Source organism: Eikenella longinqua, assembly GCF_001648355.1.
GTDB lineage: Bacteria > Pseudomonadota > Gammaproteobacteria > Burkholderiales > Neisseriaceae > Eikenella > Eikenella longinqua.
Window position 1 is genome coordinate 33,546 of record NZ_LXSL01000014.1, and the last position, 24,328, is coordinate 57,873.

General features: G+C 60.3%; 21 protein-coding genes. 4 read left to right on the plus strand and 17 right to left on the minus strand.

Going from position 1 to position 24,328, the window contains the following annotated elements:
• Positions 1-51: 51 nt before the first annotated feature.
• Positions 52-1,275: an aspartate kinase gene (locus A7P95_RS03495; RefSeq protein ID WP_067591244.1), complete on the minus strand. Its 1,224-nt coding sequence runs from the start codon at positions 1,273-1,275 to the stop codon at positions 52-54.
• A gap of 354 nt (positions 1,276-1,629) precedes the next feature.
• On the opposite strand from A7P95_RS03495, the gene A7P95_RS11490 reads away from it, so the two are divergent.
• Entirely contained in the window at positions 1,630-1,773 is a 144-nt protein-coding gene (locus A7P95_RS11490; RefSeq protein ID WP_156503480.1) for a hypothetical protein, read from the plus strand.
• 10 nt (positions 1,774-1,783) lie between these two features.
• Positions 1,784-2,686 (plus strand): LysR family transcriptional regulator, encoded by a 903-nt coding sequence (locus A7P95_RS03500; RefSeq protein ID WP_067591247.1) that lies wholly within the window; start codon positions 1,784-1,786, stop codon positions 2,684-2,686.
• 87 nt (positions 2,687-2,773) lie between these two features.
• Here the strand turns inward: A7P95_RS03500 and A7P95_RS03505 are convergent, their stop codons facing one another.
• From A7P95_RS03505 to def, 14 genes are all read right to left on the minus strand, one after another.
• Complete coding sequence (locus A7P95_RS03505) at positions 2,774-3,217, minus strand: PNPOx family protein (RefSeq protein ID WP_067591250.1); 444 nt, start codon at positions 3,215-3,217, stop codon at positions 2,774-2,776.
• A gap of 440 nt (positions 3,218-3,657) precedes the next feature.
• Positions 3,658-4,380 (minus strand): DUF554 domain-containing protein, encoded by a 723-nt coding sequence (locus A7P95_RS03510; RefSeq protein WP_067591253.1) that lies wholly within the window; start codon positions 4,378-4,380, stop codon positions 3,658-3,660.
• Between the two features lie 23 nt (positions 4,381-4,403).
• The gene (locus tag A7P95_RS03515; protein WP_067591256.1) at positions 4,404-4,979 is read right to left on the minus strand and encodes a UbiX family flavin prenyltransferase; all 576 of its coding nucleotides are present in this window, start codon (positions 4,977-4,979) and stop codon (positions 4,404-4,406) included.
• A gap of 121 nt (positions 4,980-5,100) precedes the next feature.
• Positions 5,101-6,588 carry a UbiD family decarboxylase gene (locus A7P95_RS03520; protein ID WP_067591259.1) on the minus strand — a complete coding sequence of 496 codons (1,488 nt, stop codon included), beginning with the start codon at positions 6,586-6,588 and terminating at the stop codon, positions 5,101-5,103.
• 232 nt (positions 6,589-6,820) lie between these two features.
• Positions 6,821-7,567, minus strand: coding sequence for a 23S rRNA (guanosine(2251)-2'-O)-methyltransferase RlmB (gene rlmB / locus A7P95_RS03525; protein ID WP_067591582.1), 747 nt, complete (start codon positions 7,565-7,567; stop codon positions 6,821-6,823).
• Between the two features lie 520 nt (positions 7,568-8,087).
• Positions 8,088-8,708 carry a thiamine phosphate synthase gene (gene thiE, locus A7P95_RS03530; RefSeq protein WP_067591262.1) on the minus strand — a complete coding sequence of 207 codons (621 nt, stop codon included), beginning with the start codon at positions 8,706-8,708 and terminating at the stop codon, positions 8,088-8,090.
• 424 nt (positions 8,709-9,132) lie between these two features.
• Positions 9,133-10,434 carry a tRNA lysidine(34) synthetase TilS gene (gene tilS / locus A7P95_RS03535; RefSeq protein WP_245636552.1) on the minus strand — a complete coding sequence of 434 codons (1,302 nt, stop codon included), beginning with the start codon at positions 10,432-10,434 and terminating at the stop codon, positions 9,133-9,135.
• A 4-nt stretch (positions 10,435-10,438) separates the two neighbouring features.
• Positions 10,439-11,398 carry an acetyl-CoA carboxylase carboxyltransferase subunit alpha gene (locus tag A7P95_RS03540; RefSeq protein ID WP_067591585.1) on the minus strand — a complete coding sequence of 320 codons (960 nt, stop codon included), beginning with the start codon at positions 11,396-11,398 and terminating at the stop codon, positions 10,439-10,441.
• A gap of 366 nt (positions 11,399-11,764) precedes the next feature.
• Positions 11,765-13,039 (minus strand): sigma-54-dependent transcriptional regulator, encoded by a 1,275-nt coding sequence (locus A7P95_RS03545; protein ID WP_067591269.1) that lies wholly within the window; start codon positions 13,037-13,039, stop codon positions 11,765-11,767.
• Complete coding sequence (locus tag A7P95_RS03550; RefSeq protein ID WP_067591271.1) at positions 13,026-15,140, minus strand: sensor histidine kinase; 2,115 nt, start codon at positions 15,138-15,140, stop codon at positions 13,026-13,028. Before A7P95_RS03550 ends, A7P95_RS03545 begins: the two co-directional genes overlap by 14 nt.
• Positions 15,141-15,151: 11 nt before the next feature.
• The gene (locus A7P95_RS03555; protein WP_067591274.1) at positions 15,152-15,745 is read right to left on the minus strand and encodes a DUF4390 domain-containing protein; all 594 of its coding nucleotides are present in this window, start codon (positions 15,743-15,745) and stop codon (positions 15,152-15,154) included.
• A complete protein-coding gene (rsmB, locus tag A7P95_RS03560; protein WP_067591277.1) occupies positions 15,708-16,967 on the minus strand; it encodes a 16S rRNA (cytosine(967)-C(5))-methyltransferase RsmB in 1,260 nt (419 codons plus the stop codon). The genes A7P95_RS03555 and rsmB overlap by 38 nt, the downstream gene beginning before the upstream one ends.
• A complete protein-coding gene (gene fmt / locus A7P95_RS03565; protein ID WP_067591280.1) occupies positions 16,964-17,899 on the minus strand; it encodes a methionyl-tRNA formyltransferase in 936 nt (311 codons plus the stop codon). The genes rsmB and fmt overlap by 4 nt, the downstream gene beginning before the upstream one ends.
• A 26-nt stretch (positions 17,900-17,925) precedes the next feature.
• On the minus strand, positions 17,926-18,429 hold the full coding sequence (gene def / locus A7P95_RS03570; RefSeq protein WP_067591283.1) for a peptide deformylase: 504 nt from the start codon (positions 18,427-18,429) through the stop codon (positions 17,926-17,928).
• 174 nt (positions 18,430-18,603) lie between these two features.
• On the opposite strand from def, the gene A7P95_RS03575 reads away from it, so the two are divergent.
• A complete protein-coding gene (locus A7P95_RS03575) occupies positions 18,604-19,863 on the plus strand; it encodes a LysM peptidoglycan-binding domain-containing protein (protein WP_067591286.1) in 1,260 nt (419 codons plus the stop codon).
• A 160-nt stretch (positions 19,864-20,023) separates the two neighbouring features.
• A complete protein-coding gene (locus A7P95_RS12325) occupies positions 20,024-20,152 on the plus strand; it encodes a hypothetical protein (protein ID WP_255593129.1) in 129 nt (42 codons plus the stop codon).
• A gap of 165 nt (positions 20,153-20,317) precedes the next feature.
• Here A7P95_RS12325 and A7P95_RS03580 read toward each other — a convergent pair whose 3' ends face one another.
• Together A7P95_RS03580 and panC are read right to left on the minus strand one after the other, a co-directional pair.
• Positions 20,318-23,374, minus strand: coding sequence for a DNA translocase FtsK (locus A7P95_RS03580; RefSeq protein ID WP_067591289.1), 3,057 nt, complete (start codon positions 23,372-23,374; stop codon positions 20,318-20,320).
• 97 nt (positions 23,375-23,471) lie between these two features.
• Positions 23,472-24,305, minus strand: coding sequence for a pantoate--beta-alanine ligase (panC, locus tag A7P95_RS03585; RefSeq protein ID WP_067591588.1), 834 nt, complete (start codon positions 24,303-24,305; stop codon positions 23,472-23,474).
• Positions 24,306-24,328 lie beyond the last annotated feature (23 nt).

Consider the following 24,328-nt stretch of genomic DNA (forward strand, 5'->3'; position numbering starts at 1 on the left):
GGCTACCTGAAAAATAAAATGCCCGAGCCGGGTGGCGCGGGCATGGGCGGTTTATTCGCGGTCGAGGCCGAAGGCTTTGTGCAACACGCGGGTGGCGAGCTCGAGGTATTTTTCGTCGATGAGCACGGACACTTTGATTTCGGAGGTGGAAATCAGCTGGATGTTGATGTTTTCTTCGGCCAGTGTGCGGAACATGGTGGCGGCCACGTCGCTGTGTGAGCGCATGCCGATGCCGACGATGGATACTTTGCATACGGTGTCATCGCCGTCGATGCCGGCCGCGCCGATGTTGTCTTCCACGGCTTTCAAGAGCTCGAGCGTGTGGCGGTAGTCGCCGCGCGATACGGTGAAGGAGAAATCGGTGGTGCCTTCTTCGCCGGCGTTTTGGATGATCATGTCCACTTCGATGTTGGCGGCGGATACGGCACCGAGAATCTGATAGGCGATGCCGGGCTTGTCGGGCACGCCGCGCACGTTGATGCGGGCTTGGTTGCGGTCGAATGCGATGCCGGATACGATGGCTTGTTCCATATTGGGGTCTTCCTCATAAGTAATCAGGGTGCCTTCGCCGTCTTCGGTGAGGCTGCTCAACACGCGCAGGCGGACTTTATATTTGCCGGCAAATTCCACCGAGCGGATTTGCAGCACTTTGCTGCCCAGGCTGGCGAGCTCGAGCATTTCTTCAAACGACACGGTATGCATGCGCCGTGCTTCGGGCACCACGCGCGGGTCGGTGGTGTAAACGCCGTCCACATCGGTGTAGATTTGGCATTCGTCGGCTTTGAGCGCGGCGGCCAGCGCCACGGCGGAGGTATCGGAGCCGCCGCGGCCGAGGGTGGTGATGTTGCCTTCGGCATCCACGCCTTGGAAGCCGGCCACAATCACCACTTTGCCCTGCTCCAGGTCGGCGCGCATTTTGCTGTCGTCGATATATTCGATGCGGGCTTTGGTGTGGGCGTTGTCGGTTTGCACCAACACCTGCCAGCCAGTGTAGCTCTTGGCGGGCACGCCGATGTCTTGCAGCGCCATGGCCAAAAGGCCGATGGTTACCTGCTCGCCAGTGGCGAGGACAACGTCCATTTCGCGCGGGTCGGGGAATTCTTGGATTTCGTGCGCCAGCGCCACGAGGCGGTTGGTTTCGCCGCTCATGGCGGACATTACCACCACCACGTCGTGCCCTTCGGCGCGGGTGCGGGCGATGCGTTTGGCGACGTTTTTGATGCGCTCGGAACTGCCCACCGATGTTCCGCCGTATTTCTGTACCAATAAAGCCATTCTTGGATACTCTCTTTAACTTTTGAAGCCAACCCGCCTGCGGCGGCGGATTGGCTGTGATGAGGTTGGAAGCGGTTGCCACAGAGGCAGGCGGCATTATTGCCAGTTTGGCATAAAAACACAAGCCTGTTGTGGGCGGAAGCGGCTGCCGGGGCGAAAAAGGCGGCGCGGCGGCGGAAAATTCCGACGGCATCGGGCAGGGCGTGCGGCGGGTTTGCTACAATCTTTGCAGCCCGGATTTATCGGCGCTGGCATTTTTCAGGTAGCCTCTTGCCGCCGGCCGCTGCTTAGAAAGGGCTTCAGGCTACCTGAAAACAGGTTTCCGTAGAAACCGGGTTTCTGCAAAACGAAAACATGCATGGCAACGAAGTGAAAAATAACAGCCTGCCAAACAGCTTGCCATTTTCAGGTAGCCCCTGCGGCGGGAGTCTACCTGAAAGAAAACAGAGGATTGCGGCGCGGCCCGAAACCGCCAGCGCCGCGTTAAGCACCCAATAGGAGAAACGCGATGGACATCAAACGACTGAAATATTTCTGCACCGTGGTGGAATGCGGCAGCTTCACCAAGGCTGCGGAAACGCTGCATATTTCCCAGCCACCCTTAAGCAAGCGCGTGCAGGAGCTGGAGCAGGAAATCGGCACGCCGCTGCTGTTTCGCGACGGTGGGCGCATCCGTCCCACGCCCACCGGTTTCTTCCTTTATGAGCGCGCGCTGGAAATCTTGGTGGGCATCGGCAATATCGAACGCGACACGCTGGTTTTCGCCCAACAGCAGCAGCACGTGTTGCGCATCGGGCTCACCCATCTCTATCAAAAATATTTCACCCCGCTGATTATGGCCATCCGCCGGCAGTATGCCGACACGGAAATCAATGTGTTGGTGTCCGATTCCAGCCACCTGGAAACGCTGCTGAACAATCAGCTGATAGACATCGCGCTGATTCAGCAGCCGAAACGGCTGGAGCGCTACCGCTATCTGGCGCTGCCGGCGGTGTGGCTGGTGGCCGTGGTGCACCGCAGCCTGCTGCCAGAAGGCGCGCCCGAAACGATGACGCTGAAACAGCTGGGCGCGCTGCCGCTGATTTTGCTGCGCCGCAGCAGCGGGGTGGGCACGTTTGAACAATTGATGGATCAGATGCACAAGAGCGGCATTGTGCCGAAGGTGGTAATGGGAGTATCACAGCCGAGCGTGATTGTGGATTGGATTGAGTCGGGCATCGAGGTGGCAGCGCTGTTACCGGAATCGGAAGTATGTCCATCGCAGTTGCACCACAGCGTATTGGTACAAGTGTTGCCCAGCTTACAGGTGTTTTTCCCGGCGCTGGTAAAGCTGACCACTACGCCGGAAATCCGCGGGCTGGAGGAGGTGATGGCAAACGGTTATCCGTTTGTGGCGCCGCGTTGCCGGTGAGGGCGGGCGGGGTTTTCAGGTAGCCTTTTCAGTATTCATATCGAATGCGGGAAGGCTACCTGAAAATATTTGGCCGGCCGGGATGGGTTAGCTGTTTTCTTCGTTGCGCCGCCAATGGGTTTTGTGGGCGAAGATGGGGCGGTTGCTGGTGTGTTTGATGTAGTCGAGGCTGAGCTGCCAGATGTCGCTGGGGAAGACTTTGGCCACGGGGTGGGCTTGGGCGTAGAGCTCGAGTGCGGCGCGGCGTGCGGCGGGCTCGGTGAGGCATTCAGCGCGGGCGGCAAATTGGATGCCGCAGATGTCGCGGATGCGTGCGGGCTGGCCGGCGATGGTGCCGGCAATGCGGTGGTTGAGCAGCATGAGGCGGCCGTGGTGGGTGGTTTTGCTGGTGAGCACGATGAGGCGGGCAGCGGCTTCGTCGAATACGTAGAAGCAGCTGGCGCTCCACAGTTCGCCGTTGTGGCTGGCGGCGAGGCTGACGACGTGGTGTCCGGCAAGGAAGGTGCGGATGTGGGTGGGCAGGGGCGGCATGGTGTGTGGGCGAGTGTGGGTGGTGGGAAGGCTGCCTGAAAATATAGTGGATTAAAATCAGAATGCTACTGCGTTGACTCGCCTTGCTACTGCTTGTACTGTCTGCGGCTCGCCGCCTTGTCCCATTCTGATTTTAATCCACTATAGGTGCTGCAAAAATGGTGCAAACGGCTTTGCGTGGCGAATGGTAGTAGCTGGGCGGGAAACGGTATAGCGGGCTACCTGAAAATGGGTGAAGCGGATTTCGCTAAAACGAGGGTTTGGCAGGACTTCGGCAAAGTGGAAAATATGGGGCGAAAGGAAACGGCGCGGCAGGTTTCAGGTAGCCTGCCGTGCCGTTTGGTTTCGCCGGGAGTTTGACGTTTGATAGTGAAAACGAGGCTGCCAATAAGAAGGCGAGTTTCTGTGCAGCCCACACAGGTTTTCAGGTGGCCTGGAGGCTAATGCCCGGCGACGTAGGTTGCCCACAAATATGAAATGGGCATTGCCAGTATCAAGGCAGGCAGCATATTGGCTACAGGGAAGGATTTGATACCGGTAATCCGGAGACCGGTAGCCACCATAATCAGCCCGCCAGCAGCGGCAAAGTCGGCACGCATTTCGGGGGTGGTGAGCGGCACAATCAGCCCAGCCAACGTAGCCAGTGTGAGCTGAATGGCCAGTTGCGGAACGGCGATGGCGGATACGGCGTAGCCTAGCGTGATGGCGAAGATGCCGGCGGTAAAGAAGTCCAAAATGGCTTTGATGTAGAGGATGGAGGGATCGCCAGTCATGCCTTCGTGCATAGAGCCGAATACGCCAGTACCGCTGGCGCAAAATAATACCAAGATGGCAACAAATTTATCCAAAAATTCTTCATGCGACAAAGTGCCATTGGAAGGCAGGAATTTGTCAATCAGAGTACGGGTAGAGGCAGCCAGCTTGTTGATGTTTTTTTCGATGTAACACAACTCGCCGATAGTTAAGCCGATAACCGAAGCCAACACTACTGCAGCATAGTATTTTACGCCCGGGATAGCCATGATACCCAAACCAATGGAACATAAACCAAACAAAGGGTTGAGGCCGACGCGTACGCGTTCAGGCAGCTTGTTGCCGGCAAAAGCACCAAGGAGTCCGCCGATCACGACGGCGCTACCATTTACAAAAGGGCCAATAAGCATGATATTCTCCTAAATTAAATGAGTTATTCTGCTCCGCCGCTCCAGCGCGGCAGGTGCCGCACGGAAATGCCGAACAAATCCAGCGCGCGGCCGACGCTGTGGGTGAGGATGTCGTCCAGCGTTTGCGGGCGGTGGTAGAGCGCGGGCACGGGCGGGAAGATGATGCCGCCCATTTCGGTAACGCGGCGCATGTTGTCGATATGGGCGAGGTTGAGCGGCGTTTCGCGCGCCATCAGCACCAGCTTCCTGCGTTCTTTGAGCACCACGTCGGCGGCGCGGGTGAGCAGGTTGTCGCTCAGGCCGTGGGCGATGGCGGCCAGGGAACGCATGGAGCAGGGCGCCACCAGCATGCCGAGGGTTTGGAACGAGCCGCTGGAAATAGATGCGCCCAAATCCTGAATCGGGTGGACTACATCGGCCATGGCCAGCACTTCTTCGCGGCTGTAGGGCGTTTCCAGCGAGCGGGTCATTTCCGCGCCTTTGGAGATAACGAGGTGCACTTCCAGATCGGGCACGGCCTGCAAGAGCTGCAAGGCTTTGTGGCCGTATTGGAAGCCGCTGGCACCGCTGATGCCGAGGATGATGCGTTGTTTGCCCATGATTGCTCCTTGGGTGGATGGGTGGTGGCGCTGGGTGCGCCGCTGTTTTTGGTTTTTCAGGTAGCTTCAACGCGGTTTGGCCGCAGGGGCTTGAGGCTACCTGAAAATCAGCCGGTGCCATTTAAAAGTCCGGTAGGAAGCGTTTTACGTCCACTTCCATAAATTTGCAGCGCTGGAAGTGTTCTTTCAGGTGCAGCGGCACGGTGCAGTCGAAAATGGTTTTGCACGATGTGCCTTCCTGAATCAGGCGGTTGCTGAACGCGGGCGACTGCGAGGGGTCGAGCGGGTGGCAGCGCACGCCGGGGATGAAGATGGTGTCGTTGTCGCCCTGGTAGCGCGTTTGCATGGCCCACAAGACGTCGTCGGTGTCGAAAATGTCCACGTCTTCGTCCACCAGAATCACGTGTTTCAGCTCGGGGAAGGCGGAGAAGGCGAGTAGGGCGGCCTGGCGCTGGCGGCCTTCGTCGGCGGGGGTGGTTTTCTTAAACTGCATCACGGCCAAGAGTTTGCCGCCGCCGGAAGAATGCGCAAACACGTTTTGCAGGCGGCCGGGCATGGCGCGTTCCACCATATCGAGGATGCTGGCTTCGGTGGGGATGCCGGCCATGTTCACATGCTCTTCGCCCGGGCCCATGGTGGTGCGCAGAATCGGGTTTTTGCGGTGGGTAACCGCTTTCACTTTGATCACGGGTAGGGCGGGCTTGGCGTCGCCGGTGTAGCCGGGGAATTCGGGCATGGCTTTGCCGGTGTTGCTGTTTTGGTCTTCGCGCACGCGCACATCGGGCAGCAGCTCGCCTTCAATCACCACTTCGGCATGGGCGATGGCGCGCTCGTTGATGGTGAGGCACTTGGCCATTTCCACGCCGTGACCGCGCAGGGCGCCGGCAATGCTCAATTCGTCGAAGCCCAGCGGGGTGGTGGGCGGCTCGAAGCAGGCGGCCATTTCGATGGCGGGATCCACGCCGATGCTGATGGAAATCGGCAGCGGCTTGCCAGCGGCTTCGGCTTTCTGGCGGAAGGCGTCGATGTGGCGGCCGGGGGTGAGCCACATGGAAAGCTCGTCTTTGCCCTGCACGCACAGGCGGTGGATGGTGATGTCGGATTTGCCGGTGTCGGGGTCGGAAGCATAGCACAGACCCATGGTGAAATAGGGGCCGGCGTCTTCCACGGTGTTGGTGGGGGCGGGCAGCAGGGTGCGCAGGTCGAAACTGGGGTCGCTGGCCAAGTGCACCACTTCCTGGCATTGCGGTTTCTGCTCGGCGCCAAGCAGCACTGGCGGAATCGGGTTTTGCACGGAATCTTTGAGCAGGAAGCCCAGCCGTTCGGGCGGGCAGTTAAGGAATTGGCCGACACGTTTGCGCGAGCCCACCAAGCCGATGGCCACCTGAATGCCGGGATAGCCTTTCACCTTGTTAAACACCATGGCGGGGCCGTTTTTGCGGGTGGGGCGCTGGCAGGTGCCGCCGGCGCCCACGTAGCGGTACACACCCGAGAGCTCGGCAATCGGATCGACTTCCACATCGGTGGACACCAATTCGCCGGGCAGGGTTTTTAAAAGCTCGAGTGCGGAGCGCAGGTCGTGCACGGGGGATTTTTGCGGGTTCGGCATTTTCTACACCTCTCTGTTGCGTTGGGGAAAGTTCGGAATGCTGTTGCAGTATAGGCGCGCGGGAGATAGCGGGGAAATACCGTTTTGTTTGCAGGGGAATACCGAAACGGTATGGCGGGAAGGCGGACGGTTGGCTGTGTGGGTTTGATATTTTTGGCTTTGTTGCAGACCGATATTTTTCAGGTAGCCTGCATACGTGCGAATGAGGCTACCTGAAAATTTGCGGCTGCGTTTAGCCTGCCTTGAGCGCGCGCTGGCGGCGGGTTTCGGCCAAGACCATGCCGGTGCTCACCGACACGTTGAGGCTTTCCACCGTGCCGAGCATGGGGATGGATACCAGCGCGTCGCAGTGTTCGCGGGTGAGGCGGCGCATGCCTTCGCCTTCGTTGCCCATCACCCAGGCCACGGCGGCGGGGATATCGTAGTGGAACAGGTCGGCCTCGCCGCCCATGTCGGTACCCACGATCCAGATGTCGCGCTCTTTGAGCTCGCGCAGGGTGCGGGCGAGGTTGGTTACGGCGATGTAGGGCACGGTTTCGGCGGCGCCGCAGGCCACTTTGCTCACGGTGGCGTTGAGGCCGACGCTGCGGTTTTTCGGGGCAATCACGGCGTGCACGCCCATGGCGTCGGCCACGCGCAGGCAGGCGCCGAGGTTGTGGGGGTCGGTGATGCCGTCGAGGATGAGCAGCAGGGGCGGCTCGCTGAGGTTGTCGAGCACGTCGTCGAGGTGGACGTGGTTGTGCGAGGCGTCGATGAAGCCGGCGATGCCTTGGTGGCGGGCGTGGCGGCAGAGGTTGTCGAGGCGGGCGGCTTCCACGAAGTGAACGGGGATATTGGCTTTGGCGGCTTTTTCCAGCGCTTGGCGCATGCGTTCGTCGTGGCGGCCGGCGAGGGCGTAGAGTTCGGTGAGGCTTTTGGGGTTTTGCCACAGGCGGGCATTGACGGCGTGGAAGCCGTAGATGAGGCGGCGGTTGGACATGGGTTGGGCTTTCGGGGTGTTGTTCGGTAATGTGGTTTGCGAGATGGGTTTCAGGTGAATTTCAAGTTTCAGGTAGCCTTTTGCTATTCGCGTTTTATCCACCCTTGCGCCTTATGTCGGCGCGGGCACCTACTTTTCTTTGCTTCGTCAAAGAAAAGTAGGCAAAAGAAAGACGACTGCGGGCACAGGTTTGCTGCGCAAACTTCCCTCACTCTGCACGGTTTTTTGGGCGGGCTCGCAACTTGCGGCTGCGCCGCTTCGAACATGCAAGCCTTTGTTTCCCGAAAAGCCGTGCTCCGTTCGGCTGCGCCAGCAGGGGTAGCGCAGCATTGCACGTTTGTGGGGAATTGTTTGTTTTGGAATTTGTATATCGTTAAAGGCTACCTGAAAAATTGGGTTTGCTTGAAGCTTAATCCTTCTTGGGAGAGGACGGCAAAGCGCTGAGTTTGCATCAAGCAGACGATATTTCTATCTATCCGGCGGCGGCAGAGGTTTCAGGTAGCCTCATGCGGCAGCGGGTTTATTCCGGCCACAGTTTTTGGAAGGCGCGCACGGCGGCGGCGGGGTCGGGCGCTTGGGTAACGGCGCTGACCACGGCCAGCGAAGACACGCCGGTGGCGAGCACGGCTGGGGCGTTTTCCAGCGTGATGCCGCCGATGGCCACGGTGGGCGTGCTGCCGGCCAGTTGCACGTAGCGGCGCAGTTTTTCCAGCCCCTGCGGCTCGGTGGGCATGGCTTTGGTGGCAGTGGCGAACACGGCGCCGCAGGCCACGTAGCTGGGGCGCACGGCCAGGGCGCGTGCCATTTCGGCTTCGTCGTGGGTGCTCAGGCCGAGGCGGATGCCGGCGGCGGCGAGGGAGGGGAAGTCGGCGCTATCCATGTCTTCCTGGCCGAGGTGCACGCCGTAGGCGCCTTCTTCCAGTGCGAGCCGCCAGTGGTCGTTGATGAAGAGCTGGCTGTTTGAGCCGCGGGCGGCGGCCACGGCGCGGCGCACTTCTTGTCGCAGGGCTTCGCCGCTGAGGGTTTTGCTGCGCAACTGCACGGTGTCGGCGCCGGCGGCCACCATGCGCGCCACCCAATTGGCATCGGGCACCACGGCGTAGAATTTGAGCGGGCGGGCAATCGGGGGGAAGGGGAGCATGGCGGGCGGCCTGTGGGTGGTGGACGGGCGGGTATTATAGCGCAGCGGGAAAGGCTGCGGCGGGTTTGTGAGGGGGAAGGCTACCTGAAAATGTGGGGCTTGGCTTGGTAGGAACGCGGCCGGGCGAAGGCAAGATGTTTTTCAGGTAGCCTGTTTGGGAGTTGTATGGTTGGTTTTAAATGCAGTCATCCGAAGGTGGCTGACAATCGAGCCGTACTGTGCCACCAACTTACGGTAATTTCAACACACAGCCGCCCGAAGGCGGCTGATATAAGGACTACCGCGACATCGACGAGCTGCTGGTTTCAACACACAGCCAATTGAAATCAGCTGAAACAGCCAACAGAACTATACCCCATCACCCGCATCCCATACAGGCTACCTGAAAAAATCCAGCCTCCGTTCCGCCGAAATCCGAACTTTTTCAGGTAGCCTCTTCCCCTTCACTCCCGTGTGCGGAACCCGCCAAAATAAAGGGCTCCAGCTCTTCCGCCCGCGCCTGCCAGCCGTTTGGCACGGAGAGTTTGCAATGCGTTTGCAGGTTGGCGGCGGCGAGGCAGCCGTGCTGTTCGTTTGCCCACAGCGGCCACAGCGCGCGCATAAAGGGCGGCACTTTTTTCTCTTGCAGCAGGCGGCTGATTTTCTTGCGGCCGTGCGGCAGCGGCAGGATGTCGCCCGGCTCGGGGGTGCGCCAGATACCGCTCTCGGGGCGGATCAGGTTTTCAGGTAGCCCGTGCGGGGCGGGCTGCCAGGCGGGTTGGGCAAAGGGTTGGCCGTTTGCCTGCGCATTGGGCACGGCAAACAGGCGGCCGGCATAGAGGACGGCGCGGCCGCGCGGCAGCGGCCATTCGGCCTGCAAGACGGCGGGGTTGGCCAGCGTGTCGGCAAACTGCCGCACGCCGGCGGCGGAGGGGCTGCCGAGATGGTGGCGGCGGGCGAAAACATGCAGTTGGTGCGCCTGCCGCAAGGGGCTGAGCTGCCGCCAAGAGGCTACCTGAAAACGGCCGGCGGCATCGTATAGGCTGCGGTGTTCGCTTTCGGTGTAGTCGTCGAGCAGCGCCAAATCGCGTTGCAGCTGGCTCACGCTGGAGAGCAGCTGGCTTTGGAGCTTGGGCATACGCTCCTGCCAGGGCGGCAGGCCATGCCGGCGCAACCAGTTGCGCAGCAGGGTGGTGTCGGCATTGCTGTCGTCTTCCACCCAGGGCAGGCGGTGCGCGCGGGCATATTCCACCAATTCGGCGCGGGAAACGGCCAGCAGCGGGCGCCACAGGCTGACACGTTCGTTCAGCGCGCGCAGGGCGGGCATGGCGGCGAGCGCGCGCAGGCCGCCGCCGCGCAGGGCGGCCAGCAGCAGGGTTTCGGCCTGGTCGTCGGCGTGATGCGCCAGGGCGACGGCGTCGGTGCGGCTGCGGGCGAAGCAGCGGTAGCGTTCGGCGCGGGCGGCGGCTTCCAGCCCGAGCCCGCCAAATTCCACCCGCACGCGTTCCACCCGCAGCGGCACTTGCCACTGTCCGCACAGTTCGCGGCAAAATGCCGCCCATTCATCGGCGGCGGCATCGAGGCCGTGGTGCACGTGCACTGCGCTCAATTCCAGCGGCAATTCGTTGCGCAGGCTGCACAAAATATGCAGCAGCACCACGGAATCCACCCCGCCGGAAAAGCCGGCTTCCACGGCAAAACGGCCGGCTTTCTCGGCCGGCCATTGCTGGGCAACGAGTTGCCGCAAGGGGTTATTTTTCGGTGTATTTGCCATAGGCCATGATGCGGTCGAAACGCTTGGCGAGCAGTTGGTCGATGGGCTGGTGTTCTAAATCGTCCAGCTGCTGGCGGATGGTTTTGCGCACGTTGTTCATCACTGCTTCGTAGTCGCGGTGGGCGCCGCCCAGGGGCTCGGGGATGACTTGGTCGATCAGCTCCAAGGTTTTCAGGCGCTTGGCGGTGATGCCGAGGGCTTGTGCGGCATCGGGGGCTTTTTCGGCGGTTTTCCACAGGATGGAGGCGCAGCCTTCGGGGGAAATCACGGAATAGGTGGAATATTGCAGCATGTTTACGGCATCGCCCACGGCAATGGCCAGCGCGCCGCCGGAGCCGCCTTCGCCGATTACGGTGCAGATTACGGGCACACGCAGGCGGGTGAGCTCGTAGAGGTTGCGGCCGATGGCTTCGGATTGGCCGCGCTCTTCGGCGCCGATGCCGGGGTAGGCGCCGGGGGTGTCGATGAAGGTGAGCACGGGCAGGCCGAATTTTTCCGCCGTTTGCATCAGGCGCAGGGCTTTGCGGTAGCCTTCGGGGCGGGGCATGCCGAAGTTGCGGCGGATTTTGGCTTTGGTGTCGCGGCCTTTTTGGTGGCCGACCACTACTACGCTCTGGCCTTCGAATTTGGCCAGGCCGCCCACGATGGCGTGGTCGTCGGCATAGTGGCGGTCGCCGTGCAGCTCTTCGAAATCGGTGCACAGGGCTTCGATGTAGTCGAGTGTGTAGGGGCGCTGGGGATGGCGGGAAACCTGCATGATTTGCGCGGGGGTGAGCTTGGCGAAGATGCTTTTGGTGAGCTCGTTGCTTTTCTTTTGCAGGCGTTCGATTTCTTCGGAAATGTCGAGAACGGAGTCGTTTTGCACGAAGCGCAGTTCGTCGATTTTTTGCACCAGTTCGGCAATGGGCTGTTCGAAATCGAGAAAAATCTGTTTCATGGGTTTGTTTCCTTGTTTGCGGCAGCCGGCTGTGTGGGCGCGGCGGCGAAACATGCTCCGGCGGCGGGGCGCGGCGGGAGGCGTTTCTTAACATGATTTAGCCGTATAAACCGCCGCAATGATACGCTAAGATGCGCGGTTTGTGCAGCTATTGCTGCTGATTTTTCGATATATGGGGTGGTTTCAGGCGGCCTCTTGCGGGGCTAACTATTTTGTTGTGCTTGGGCTTTTGCTAAATTTTGTTATGCGGTGGCATCAAGAGCGGCGGCTCGAAATTTTTCAGGTAGCCTGTGTGGTGCGGCAGGGGATGTAAACAATACGACAGGCTACCTGAAAAAGTTTTCAGGTAGCCTGTGTGGGTTTGGGCTATTTGCTGTCGCTGCTGCCGCGACGTGAAAACTGGATGCCGAGCTGTTTGAGCTTGCGGTAGAGGTGGGTGCGCTCGAGCCCGACTTTCTGCGCCACTTTGCTCATGTTGTGGCCTTCTTGGGCAATATGGTATTCGAAATAGCGCCGCTCCAGGTCTTCGCGCAGCTCGCGCAGGGGCAGGTCGAAGTTGAAGCCGCCCACGAGCTCGGAGGGTTGGCTGGGGGCAAACTGGCTGAGCACGGCCTGCACGTTTTCCAGGCCGATTTCTTTGCTCTCGGCGGTGAGCATGATGCTTTTCACCACGCTGCGCAGCTGCTCGAAATTGCCGGGCCAGTCGTATTGGCGCAGGGCGTTGAGTGCGGCGGTATTGAATTTGACGGCGGTTTTGCGGCTCTCGGAAAATTCCTGAATCAGCTGTTCCACCAGAAAGACGATGTCTTCCGGCTGGCTGCGCAGCGGGGGGATGCTGACCATGATGGTGGAGAGGCTGTTGAGCAGGCGGCTGTCGTAATCCGGGCTGGTGAGCAGGTCTTGCACGGGCTGGCTGCAGGCGCAGATGATGCGCACGTTGTAGCGGTCGGCCTTGCCGAGCAGGAAGAGGATACCTTGCTGGATGCTTTTGCCGTATTGGGCGATGTCGCCTAAGTAGAGCACGCCGTTGCTGGCTTTTTGCAGCAACTCGATGGGGCTGCTGCTGATCTGCTCGATTTTGCTGGGCTCCACCCAGGGGGCGTTGCCGGTTTGGAAGTAGTGCGCCACCATTTCGAAGGGGGAGCCGGGCTCGCCGGCCAAGAGCACGGGGGCTTGGGTGCGGGCGGCGCGTTCGAGCTGCTGGTTGAGCTGTTTGACGGCCTCGCTGGTGCCGAGTTTGTCCAGCGACATGGTGGAGGCGGCCTGCATGGCGCTGTGCTTGAAGGCGCGTTCTACGGCGGCCAAGAGCTTTTGCAGGGCGATGGGCTTTTCCAAGAAATCCAGCGCGCCGATTTTGGTGGCTTCCACGGCGGTGTCAATGCTGGCGTGGCCGCTCATCATCACCACGGGCATGTTGAGCTGGCCGGATTTGGCCCACTCCTTCAGAAGTGTAATGCCGTCGCAATCGGGCATCCAGATATCCAGCAGCACCATGGTGGGGCGGGTCTGGTTTCGCAGTTGGCGGGCTTCTTCGGCGTTTTCGGCCAAGGTAACCGAATAGCCTTCGTCTTGCAGGATTTCCGACAGCAAATCGCGGATGCCCACTTCGTCATCGACAATCAAAATATCACTGCTGCGCATCGTTTTCCATCAGTAGGGGTAAAGTAATTTTCACACAGGCGCCGCCTTCGGGGCGGTTGGCCAGCGATATGCGGCCGTTGTGTTCGTCTATGATTTTTTTCACCACGGGCAAACCGAGGCCGGTGCCGCCGGGTTTGTCGGTGATATAGGGTTCGAAGGCTTGGCGGAGCATGTCTTCGCTAAAACTTTTTCCGTTATTGCAGATGGTTAGGACGATTTTCCCGTCTTCTACTTCGGTGGCGACGCCAACTTTCGGCTGCTCGTCGGCAGCGGCGGCTTCGGCGGCGTTTTTCAGGATGTTGTGCAAAACCTGCCGCATAGCGCCAGCATCTGCTTCGATTACGGCTTCTATATTACTGAAATCGGCGCTAAATGTACAATTTGAGCCTTCATACAGCACCAGAATTTCTTCGATTAGGCGGTGCAAATCGATTTTTTCCAGCTTGAGTTTGGGGGCTTTGGCGTAGTTGCGGAAGGCTTCGACCATGTCTTTCATGGCGGCCACTTGGTTGATGATGGTGTCGGTGGCGCGCGCGAGCATAGCGGCGTCTTTGCTGCCGAGCTTGCCGCCGAGTTTCCAGGCCAGTCGTTCGGCGGAGAGCTGGATGGGGGTGAGCGGGTTGCGGATTTCGTGCGCCAGGCGTTGTGCCACTTCGCCCCAGGCGGCTTCTTTCTGCGCCTGCACTAGTGCGGTGACGTCGTCGAACACGAGCACGGTGCCGGCGCCGTTGTCTTCGGGCAGGGGGGTGGCTTTGCCCAGTAGGATGCGCGATTCGTCGGGGGCGGCGTAGGTGAGCTGCACGGGTTTGCTGCTCTTGGCGGTGTCGAGGATGGCGAGCAGGGCTTGTGCGGCCAGCGCGGGGGCGACGCCCAGATGCTGCCATTCGTGGAGGTTGCGCTCGCGGCAGGGCTCCAGGTTGAGCATGAGGATGTGTTCGGCGCTGCTGTTGTAGGTTTTCAGGTAGCCTTTTTCGTCGAGGGTGAGCACGCCGCTGGTGAGGCTGGAGAGTACGCATTCAAGATAATGGCGGGCAGCTTCTTGTCGACTGTATGAGGTGTTGAGCTCGGCGGTCATGTGGTTGAACAGGGTGGTGAGGCGGCCGAGCTCGTCGTTGCGGTATACGGCGAGCTGCTGGGAATAGTCGCCCTGCGCCACGGAGCGGGCGCCGGCGGCTAGGGAGAGGATCGGCGCGGTGAAGCGTTGGGCGAAATAGAGGGCGATCACGAGCGCGAGCAGGATGGCCAGCAGGGTGGCCATCAGCAGGGTGAAGAGGAAGAAGGTTTGCAGGCCTTGTTTGGCATAGCTGATTTCGGCATAGCGGGCGCGGGCGGCTTCAATCAGGGTGGCGTCGTCGGCCACCTGTTTTTGCACGGGCTGGCGGAAGAAGAGGATGTAGTGTTGGCCGTGCAGCTCGGGCAGGGCGAGCCAGCCTTGGGCATAGAGCGTGTTGCTTACGCTGGCCAGGCTGCGGGCGGTGCCGGTGCTTTGCACTTCTTTGAGGATGTCTTGGGTGAGTTCGGGCTGGGGCAGGGTGTCGGCGCCGGACTGGCGGTATTCGGCGGCAGGGGACATGTTTTGCGTGTCGAACAGCGCCAGCTGGGCGAAACCGCTGTTTTCGGCCAGCTGGCCCAATGCTTGGCGCGCGTCTTGTTGCAGCGACATTTCGCCGATTAAGGCTACCTGAATTCCGGCGGCCTTGCGCACGGAAGTATCCAGCGCCAAATCCAGCGCCGATTTGCTCAGACTCAGGCTGCGCTCCAGCGCTTCTTCGGTTTCGTTGCCAAACCAGGAATTGATGCTGTGCGAAATAAACTGCGCTGACACGCCGAATAAGAACAGGCCGGGCAAAATCGCCACCAGCATAAACATCAGCGCCAGGCGGGTGGCAATTTGCGAGCCGAACACCCGTTGGCGCCGGCTGTGCCACAGTTTCCACAGCTGGGAAATCAGGATGGTGAGCAGAATGCCCAAAAGGGCGGCGCTGAAGGTGAGAATCCACCAGAAATACTGCGCCAGCTTGCTGGCGTGGCCGGTGGCGAGCGCCAACACATACAGAGCCAGTATGCCCAGAACCGCAATGAAAATCAGCAGACGGCGCATCGTTTCCCCTTCTACTGGCTGATGAGCAACTTGCGCCAGCCGGAATCAATCTGCCAGCTCTTGGAAGTTTCACCGTTGATTTGGAACGGGCGGGGCAAATCGCTGATGCTCAGGCTCAGGCGCACATCGGCGGCCACCTCGGCAGGCGCGGTGCCGGAGAGCACACCTTTATCGAGCACCTGCCAGTTGGCTACTGCGCCAACGGCCCTCAGGGCGGTGGGCAGGGTACCGTATTCGGTGGAAAAGGTGCCCACGCTCACGCGGTAGCGGTTGGTGAGCGGGTGGTAGGCCAGCTTATAGTTGATGGTTTGCGGGGAACCGACCAGCTGGCCGAGCCGCCAGCGGTAGGCGGCCAGCGTGGGCGATTGCAGGCGGTAGCTCAGTTGGAAGTTGAGCGGCACGCCTTGCTTGAGGGCTACCTGAAGCTGCTCGGGCAGCTCGGTTTGAAAGCGGCTGTTCACCGACAGGCGGCCATCTGCCGTGAGTGTGGCGGTGGAGCGGGTGGCGCTGATGCCGTCTGCCTGTGCGCCCACGGTTGCGAGAGCCAGCAGGCAGCAGGCCAGCAGGCTAAGCAGTTTTGTCGATAAGCGCGTAATAGAAGCCATCTTGATGCGGATTGGGTAATAGGGTTTCGCTGCGCCGGCAGGAGGCGTCGGCGTGGCGTTGCAAAAAGGCTTGCAGCTGGCTGCCGTTTTCTTCGTGAAACAGCGAGCAGGTGGAAAACAGCATGCGGCCGCCGGGCTTGAGCGTTTGCCACAGGGCGTCGAGCAGGCCGGCCTGCTGGGCGGCGGTGTTGGCGGCATCCTGCTCCCGGCGCAGCCATTTGATGTCGGGGTGGCGGCGCACCACGCCGGAGGCGGTGCAGGGCACGTCGGCCAAAACGGCGTTGAACGGCGAACCATCATAACACGAAGCCCATTGCCGTGCGTCGGCGGCGTGGGTTTCGGCGTGCAAGCCGAGCCGCTTGAGGTTGTCGCGCACTTGTTGCAGGCGTTCGGGGGCGATGTCGAGGGCGGTGAGCTGGCAGTCTGCCCATTCGAGCAGGTGGCCGCTTTTGCCGCCGGGTGCGGCGCAGGCATCGAGCACGCGTTCGCCGGGCTGCACGTTGAGCCAGGCGGCGGCCTGTTGCGCGCCCCAATCTTGCATGGATATGGCGCCTTCGGCAAACAGGGGCAGGGCGGATACGGGCACGGGCACGGCAAGCATGACGGCATGGCTGCCGAGGATTTCGCCTTGCATGTCTTGCGCGGCCAGGATTTTCAGGTAGCCTTCCGCGGTGGTGTAGCGGCGGTTTATGCGCAGGGTCATGGGTGGGCGGCTGTTGAAGGCTTCGGTGATTTGCTGCCAGTGGCCGGGGTAGTCTTGCTGCAGGCGGGCGAGCCACCAGCCGGGCAGGTTGTGGCGGCCTTCGGGGCTTTGCCGGGCTTGCTGCATGAGGCTGTCGCGCTCGCGCAGGAAGCGGCGCAGCAGGGCGTTGGTGAGGGCTTTGTATTGGCCTTTGCCGATTTTGCCGGCGGCGCGCACGGCTTCGTTGACCACGGCGTGGGCGGCGTTGCGGCTGTAGGCGAGCTGGTAGAGCGCCACCAGTATCAGGCTACGGATGTCGGCGCGGGGCAGGGGTTTGTTGAGCATGAGGCCGAGCAGGGCGCGTAGGCTACCTGAAAAACGCTGGCAGCCGTAGGCGATGTCTTGCAGGGCGCCGCGTTCTTGCGGGGTGAGTTGCGGGTGGGCGTGCCAGATTTCGGCCAGCACGTCGGAGAGGTTGCGGCCGGCTTCGACGGCGGCCACGCTGTGGGCGGCGAGGGTTTGGACGTTGGCTAGGCTCATGCGTTTTCCGCTCCGAAGCGGCTGCCGGCGGCAACGGGGTGGCCGGCCAGGAAGGCGGCGGCTTCCATACGGGCGCTGCCGGCGGGTTGCAGGGTTTGGATGAGTAGGGAACTGCTGCCGCAGGCTACCTGAATGCCGTTTTTATCGGCTTGCAATATGCTGCCGGATTGGCCGCCGGCTGCGCAGATTTGCGCCGACCAGATTTTCATCGGTTTGCCGCGGTAGTTGCACCAGGCGCCGGGCACAGGGTTGAAGGCACGGATGCGGCGTTCGATGGCTTCAGCGGGCTGGCTCCAATCGATTTCGGCATCGGCTTTGCTTAATTTGTGGGCATAGGTGATGCCGTGTTCGGATTGGGGCTGGGCAGTGCGTTGTGAAAAGTGTTGCAAATCGGCAACAATAGCGCGGGCGCCGATGGCGGCCAGTTTGTCGTGCAGGGTTTGCGCGTTGTCGGCGGGGAGGATGGGGCAGGGGTGGCGGCTGACTACGGCGCCGGTGTCGAGCCCGGCGTCCATCTGCATGATGCAGATGCCGGTTTCGCTGTCGCCGGCTTCGATGGAGCGTTGGATGGGGGCAGCGCCGCGCCAACGGGGCAGCAGGGAGGCGTGGATGTTGAGGCAGCCGTGGCGCGGAATATCCAGCACGGCTTGCGGCAGCAGCAGGCCATAGGCGGCCACGACCATCACGTCGGCTTCGAGCGAACGCAGCATTTCCTGCGTGGCTTCAACTTTCAGGCTTTCGGGTTGGGCTACCTGAAAACCGAGTTCGAGCGCGGCTGTTTTCACCGGCGAGGCTTGCAGTTTCATGCCGCGGCCTTTGGGGCGGTCGGGCTGGGTGAGCACCAGCGGAATGTCGAACCCGGCTTCGGCGATGGCGCGCAGGGCGGTGGCGGCGAAATCGGGTGTGCCGGCAAAAATTACTTTTCGAATCATGATTTTCAGGTAGCCTCTTGCTGTGTTTACAGCGTGTGTTTGTCGAGTTTTTTCATTTTGGTTTTGATGCGTTCCTGCTTCAGGCGCGACAGGTATTGCACGAAAACTTTGCCGTCGAGGTGGTCGATTTCGTGCTGGATGCAGATGGCCTGCAGGCCGTCTGCATGGATGGTGTAGGGCTGGCCGTCAAGATCCAGCGCTTCGGCTACGATGGTTTCGGCGCGGGTGACTTTGTCGTACACGCCGGGCACCGACAGGCAGCCTTCTTCATACACGGTTTCGCCGTTGCGCTCGAGAATCACCGGATTGATAAGCACTTGCAGCTGGTCGCGGCTCTCAGACAAATCCATCACCACCACGCGCTCGTGTACGTCCACCTGGGTGGCGGCCAGGCCGATGCCTTTGGCCTCATACATGGTTTCGGCCATGTCGGCCACCAGTTGTTTGATGCGTTCGTCTACCTTCTCCACCGGCTTAGCCACCAGGTTCAAACGGGGGTCGGGATAGCGCAGAATGTTCAGTAAAGCCATTTGATCTCTCTCTTCAGTGTGTAAGATAGTTACGTTCTTGTTACGGTTGTAACGGTTTTTTCGCCTGAATACTGGCGCAAGATACCTAAAATGTTCTATGATTCCGTTAATTTCATCAACAACAACGTAAATAAAGCGTTATCAGGTTCGTTAATCCTAAAGGGAAGCTCTCTCATGAGAAAACATATTATAACCTTGCTTTGCGCCATTGGCTTGACTGTTTCCGCACTGTCCGCCGAGGCCGCGCCCAATCTGCGCGTGCGCCCCAACGCTCCCGCACGCTACACCGTGCGCAGCGGCGACACGCTGTGGGGTATTTCTGGCAAATACCTCTACCGTCCGTGGCAATGGCCGCGGCTGTGGGGCGCCAACCGCCGCACCATCCGCAACCCGCACCTGATTTACCCGGGGCAGGTCTTGGTGTTGCATTATGTCAACGGCCAGCCGCGCCTGCGCGTTGAAGGTGGCAGCATCCCCACCATAAAATTACAGCCGCGCGTACGTGAAACTTCTGCTGGCTACGGCATCTCCACCATCAACATCAACTATTACCGCATGTTTATGAAACATCCGCAGGTAATTGCCCGACGCACTACCCAAGACGCACCGCGTATCATCGCCGGCCCCGAAGGCAAAACCATGTACTCCTTGGGCGACCGCGTGTATGCCTACGGCATTACCCAGCCCGGCGAATATCTGGTTTACCGCCCGATTAAAGACATCCGCGATCCGGAAACCGGCAAATTCATCGGCCAGCAGGTTGTGTTCAGCGGCAAACTGGCCACCCTGCCGGTAACCAGCAGCGCCTTGGCCAACCGCTCTGAGCGCGACAGCCGAGAACTGCCGGATAACCAGTATTACACCCGCCTGCATCCGCTGGTGAAAGTGCCCACCGAAACCGCACAAGCCTTGCAGATTCGCGAGCAGGTGGCTGAAATCCGCGAAGGCGACTACCTGATGTATTACAACGGCGAGGAAAACGCCTTCAACATGATGCCGCATGCGCCGGATAACCAGGTGAAAGCCGTTATCGTCGACGTATTGGACGGTATCAGCGAAGCCGGCCAGTTCAGCACCATTACCCTGAACAAAGGCTTGGCTGATGGTTTGGACAAAGGCACGGTGTTGAGCCTGTATCGTCAGAGCCGCCAAGTGCGCACCGATGTGACCAACCGCCCGACCATCAAATACGTGAACATCCCGTCCGAAGAAATCGGGTTGGCTATGGTTTACTCAGTGGGCGAACATGTTTCTTCCGCCATCATTCTGGAATCTACCGCCAACGTATCTATTGGTAATTTGGCCACCGAGCCAGGTCATGATTTGGACGACATGGGTACCGAACATCGTCATGCGCCCAACACGCCGCAAGGCCCGTATGAATACGAGCACCACCAGTATGATCTCCGCAGCAATATCGATCCGACCCGCTAAGTGTTGATCTGTTCGGTCATGAGGCTACCTGAAATTTTCAGGTAGCCTTTTATTGGGAGAAAGGGCATATTCAAGTTAATTCAAAGGGTTTGGTTGGGCAATTCAAACTTGTTTCAGCATTGCTGTGTTTCGTCCGTCTGCGGCTTAAATGAAGGCAGTGATGGGGCAGACAGAGCGCATCAGAGTGGTCGCCGCTGTATTATTTTTGGGCGCGTCGATGTTTTCCCTGCGCCCAATTAAATCAACTGTGTTTTCAGGTAGCCTGCTTCATGCGGAAGAGGCTACCTGAAAACTGTCTGTAAGTTGGTGTGCAGCATTTCAAACGCTGTGGCTGGGTGCGGCATTTTGCCAAGGTGCAACGTTACTTCAATACCCTGTTCTTCACCCAAACCAAACAGGCTACCTGAAAGCCGGATAAACCGTTTTCAGGTAGCCTGTGTCTGCGGGCAAACGCTTAATCGTCGAGCTGATCAGCCCGCGCCAGGATGGTGCGTTTGCCGTTGGTGTCGGCAGGAGAGACGATACCTTCGGCCTCCATCTGATCCACCAGCGTGGCGGCTTTGTTGTAGCCGATGCGCAGGTGGCGCTGGATGGAGGAGATGGTGGCTTTCTGCGTGCGTAGCACGATGGCCACGGCTTCGTCGAACAGCGGGTCTTTGGCGCTGCTGCCGATGCCGCTGTTGGCGTTGCTGAACAAATCGTCGCTGCCCACGCCGGAGGTGAGGATGTCGTCCACATAGTCGGGCGCGCCGAAGCCTTTGAGGTATTCGGCCACGCGCTGTACTTCGCTGTCGGCCACGAAGGCGCTGTGCACGCGCTGCGGATAGCCGGTGCCGGGCGGCAGGAACAGCATATCGCCTTGGCCGAGCAGGTTTTCCGCGCCCATTTGGTCGAGGATAGTGCGGCTGTCCACTTTGGAGGCTACCTGAAAAGCGATGCGGGTGGGGATATTGGCTTTGATCAGGCCGGTGATCACGTCCACGCTGGGGCGCTGGGTGGCGAGGATCAGGTGGATGCCGGCGGCGCGGGCTTTCTGCGCCAGGCGGGCAATTAGCTCTTCGATTTTCTTGCCGGAAGTCATCATCAGGTCGGCAAATTCGTCCACCACCACCACGATGTGCGGCAACCTGGTGAGGAGCTCGGGGTTGTCGGGGGTGAGGCTGAAGGGGTTGGTCAGGCGTTCGCCGCGTTCGGCGGCTTCTTTGATTTTCTGGTTGTAGCCGGCCAGGTTGCGCACGCCCACGTGGCTCATCAGGCGGTAGCGTTTTTCCATTTCGTTCACGCACCAGGTGAGCGCGTTGGCGGCCAGCTTCATATCGGTTACCACGGGCGCGAGCAAATGCGGAATGCCTTCGTAAACAGATAGTTCCAGCATTTTCGGGTCAATCATAATTAGGCGCACTTCATCGGGCGTGGCCTTGAACAGCAGCGATAAAATCATTGCGTTCACGCCCACGGATTTGCCCGAGCCAGTGGTGCCGGCCACCAAGAGGTGCGGCGCCTTGGCCAAATCGGTTACCACCGGCTGGCCGGTGATGTCTTGCCCCAGTGCCAGCGTGAGCTTGGATTTGCTCTCGGTAAACACCGGCGAATTGAACACCTCGCTCAGGCGGATCATCTGCCGCTTGGGGTTGGGCAGCTCCAAGCCCATGCAGGTTTTGCCCGGGATGGTTTCCACCACGCGGATGGCAGCCACGCCGAGCGAGCGGGCCAAATCTTTTTCTAAGTTAATCACAGAGTTGCCGCGCACGCCCACATCCGGCTCGATTTCGTAGCGGGTAATCACCGGCCCGGCATAGGCGTCCACCACGTTCACTTTCACGCGGAATTCGGCCAATTTTTCTTCGATTTTGATGCTGTTGTCCAGCAGCTGCTCCTCGCTCAGGATGGCGTTGCTGTCGTGTTGCGAGGGCAGCAGCAGCTCGTTCATCGGCACATGGTATTCGCCGTAATCGGTAAACGATACGGCGGGCACGGCGGAAACGGGCGTGGCTTCCGGCGGCAAATCGGGCAACGGCGGAATGCTTGGCGCGGCTGCCTGATTCTGCCACGCGGCATCGGCCGCGCCTTGCTCTAAGGCCTGCTGCCATTCGTTGCCGTCGTCGAATTCGATGCTGTTGTCGGCAGCGGGCGCTTGCTCGGCCAGCGAATAGTCGGGGCGGAAATGGTAGCCGCTTTCGACAGCGGGCTCGGCGGGGCTGCCTATCGGCTCGGGAGCGGCAAGGGCAGGCTCGGGCTGGTTTTCGCCAATCAGCCAGGGCGGATTAGCGTTGTCGGGAGCGGGTTGGGCGAAGAAGCTTGGTTGTTCGGCAGACAGCGCCGACTCCTCCTCGGCTGGCGGAGCGGGCTGCCCATCCGGCACGGTAGCCGGCTCGAACGGGGTAAAGCGGGTGGAAATCGGCGCCATGCTGCTTTGCGTCGGTACCACCGGCATTTTTGCGCCCTGGCTGTGGCTCACGCGCGCCGCGGCAGGAATCACGCTTTCGCGCACGGTTTGGCGCTTGAAGCGGCTGCGCTGGCGGTTGGCCGGGGCGTCGGTTTTGGCCAGGTTGGCCAAGATTTCGTCTTCCCCGATCACGGCCAAATCCAACTGCTGCTGCGGCACGGCTGCCGGTTCGGCACTCGGGCGGGGCTGCTGGCGAGCGCGCAGGCGCTGGCGCAACAGGTTGTTGCGGATGTCGTCGTGGCTGATGGTGTGCAGCGGTTCGGCCGGCAGGTGGGCTTGGATTTTTTCGCGCACATATTGCAGCGCAGGGTCGGCCGGGGTGATTTCTTCGCGCGGGGTTTCGGGTTGCGCCGGAGATTTGATCGGCCAGTTCAGCACCACGGTTTCCAGCGGTTTGGCTTCGGCGCTTTCCTGCTTGTGCAGCATGCGCGTGGCTTCGGAAAGGGAAATCACGGCCGGTTCTTCGTCGGGCTGCTCGGAATTTTCAGGTAGCCTGTGGCGGGTGGCCTCGGCTTCGGTGATCACCGGTAAATCGGGTGCCGGCTCGGAGAGATGGAAGGGTTCGGCCGCTTCATTTTCGTTTTCTTCGGCGGTCGGCGGCTGGTCGGCCGGCAGGGCGTGGGCTTCGGCGGCAGGTTCGGCGGTTTCGTTTTGGTTTTGAACGGTTTGCTCCGGCGTGGTAATGGCGGTTTCGTCTTCCACTTCGGCAGCCAGATTGGCTTCTTCCGGGCTGAAAATCGGCAGTTCTTCTTGATTTTCGCTCACGTTGCGGCGGCGGGCTTTTTTACGGCTGCCCACGGTGAGCTGTTCGATTTTCTGGCGCAGTTCGTCTTGCACTTTTTGGTAGTGCAGCTTCACTTGGGTTTGCGCACGCTGCGGCAGCACATTGGGGCGGGCGGGCTGTTGCGGCGGGGTTTCTTCTGTTGTTTCAAGCTGTTCCTCGTTGCCCTGATGGCGGTTTAGATAGGTCAGCTCCAGCAGCCATTCGCGCTCTTCCCGTGCGCGCCACCACAAGAGTGCGGCAATGCCGGCCAACAGCAGAATCAGCAGAAAAACTAAAAACATAAGCAGCGGCTCCCAAGTTTCGCGCAAAGGCTGGCATTTTAACGTGTTTGCGGCCGAAATTAAACCGCCCGCAAGAGGCGGGCGGCAGACAGGGTGTTTACAGCCGGATTTCGATGTTGTCGATTAGGCGCGTGCTGCCCAAACGGGCGGCGGCCAGCACCACCAGTTCGCTATCTCCCACATGGGCTACCTGAAGGCTGCCAGCGTGGCGGATTTCCACGTAGTCCACCTGCCAGCCAGCCTGCGACAGATTGGCAACGGCTTGTTTTTCCAAGCCGGCGTAATCGCGGCTGCCGGCTTCGACGGCGCGGGCAATAGTTTGTAATTCGCGGTAGAGCTGCGGCGCTTGTGCGCGTTCGGCTGTGTTCAGATATTGGTTGCGGCTGGAGAGTGCGAGGCCGTCGGCGGCGCGGCCGATGTCTACCGGCACGATTTGCAAGTTGAAGTTTAAGTCAGCCACCATGCCTTGGATGATGGCGAGCTGCTGGTAGTCTTTTTTGCCGAAGCAGGCAAAATCGGGCTGCACGATGTTGAACAGCTTGGCCACCACGGTGGCCACGCCGCGGAAATGCCCGGGGCGGAAGGCGCCGCACAATTCGTTTTGCAGGTTGGGCGGCTCGACGTTGTATTGTTGGGCCACGTGCGGATAGAGCTCGCGCTCGTCGGGCGCGAATATCACGGCCACGCCTTCGTTGGCCAGCTTGGCGGCATCCTGCTCCAGCGTGCGCGGATAGCGGTCGAAATCCTCACCTTGGCCGAATTGTAGGCGGTTTACGAAAATGCTGACCACAACCTGCTGCGCGCGTTTGGCCGCTTCGCGCACCAAGGCCAGATGGCCTTCGTGCAGGTTGCCCATGGTCGGCACCAGCGCCACGCTGCCGGCTTCTTTGCGCCAGGCGCGGAGTGCTTCGATAGTATGGATGATTTGCATAATGGTTTGCCCGATAAACAAAA

What these genes read in the sequence shown, in the direction of transcription:
- A7P95_RS03495 (WP_067591244.1), bottom strand. Translation starts at nt 1,275, where the DNA reads ATGGCTTTATTGGTACAGAAATACGGCGGAACATCGGTGGGCAGTTCC.
- A7P95_RS11490 (WP_156503480.1), top strand. Translation starts at nt 1,630, where the DNA reads ATGCATGGCAACGAAGTGAAAAATAACAGCCTGCCAAACAGCTTGCCA.
- A7P95_RS03500 (WP_067591247.1), top strand. Translation starts at nt 1,784, where the DNA reads ATGGACATCAAACGACTGAAATATTTCTGCACCGTGGTGGAATGCGGC.
- A7P95_RS03505 (WP_067591250.1), bottom strand. Translation starts at nt 3,217, where the DNA reads ATGCCGCCCCTGCCCACCCACATCCGCACCTTCCTTGCCGGACACCAC.
- A7P95_RS03510 (WP_067591253.1), bottom strand. Translation starts at nt 4,380, where the DNA reads ATGCTTATTGGCCCTTTTGTAAATGGTAGCGCCGTCGTGATCGGCGGA.
- A7P95_RS03515 (WP_067591256.1), bottom strand. Translation starts at nt 4,979, where the DNA reads ATGGGCAAACAACGCATCATCCTCGGCATCAGCGGTGCCAGCGGCTTC.
- A7P95_RS03520 (WP_067591259.1), bottom strand. Translation starts at nt 6,588, where the DNA reads ATGCCGAACCCGCAAAAATCCCCCGTGCACGACCTGCGCTCCGCACTC.
- rlmB (WP_067591582.1), bottom strand. Translation starts at nt 7,567, where the DNA reads ATGTCCAACCGCCGCCTCATCTACGGCTTCCACGCCGTCAATGCCCGC.
- thiE (WP_067591262.1), bottom strand. Translation starts at nt 8,708, where the DNA reads ATGCTCCCCTTCCCCCCGATTGCCCGCCCGCTCAAATTCTACGCCGTG.
- A7P95_RS03540 (WP_067591585.1), bottom strand. Translation starts at nt 11,398, where the DNA reads ATGAAACAGATTTTTCTCGATTTCGAACAGCCCATTGCCGAACTGGTG.
- A7P95_RS03545 (WP_067591269.1), bottom strand. Translation starts at nt 13,039, where the DNA reads ATGCGCAGCAGTGATATTTTGATTGTCGATGACGAAGTGGGCATCCGC.
- A7P95_RS03550 (WP_067591271.1), bottom strand. Translation starts at nt 15,140, where the DNA reads ATGCGCCGTCTGCTGATTTTCATTGCGGTTCTGGGCATACTGGCTCTG.
- A7P95_RS03555 (WP_067591274.1), bottom strand. Translation starts at nt 15,745, where the DNA reads ATGGCTTCTATTACGCGCTTATCGACAAAACTGCTTAGCCTGCTGGCC.
- rsmB (WP_067591277.1), bottom strand. Translation starts at nt 16,967, where the DNA reads ATGAGCCTAGCCAACGTCCAAACCCTCGCCGCCCACAGCGTGGCCGCC.
- fmt (WP_067591280.1), bottom strand. Translation starts at nt 17,899, where the DNA reads ATGATTCGAAAAGTAATTTTTGCCGGCACACCCGATTTCGCCGCCACC.
- def (WP_067591283.1), bottom strand. Translation starts at nt 18,429, where the DNA reads ATGGCTTTACTGAACATTCTGCGCTATCCCGACCCCCGTTTGAACCTG.
- A7P95_RS03575 (WP_067591286.1), top strand. Translation starts at nt 18,604, where the DNA reads ATGAGAAAACATATTATAACCTTGCTTTGCGCCATTGGCTTGACTGTT.
- A7P95_RS12325 (WP_255593129.1), top strand. Translation starts at nt 20,024, where the DNA reads ATGGGGCAGACAGAGCGCATCAGAGTGGTCGCCGCTGTATTATTTTTG.
- A7P95_RS03580 (WP_067591289.1), bottom strand. Translation starts at nt 23,374, where the DNA reads ATGTTTTTAGTTTTTCTGCTGATTCTGCTGTTGGCCGGCATTGCCGCA.
- panC (WP_067591588.1), bottom strand. Translation starts at nt 24,305, where the DNA reads ATGCAAATCATCCATACTATCGAAGCACTCCGCGCCTGGCGCAAAGAA.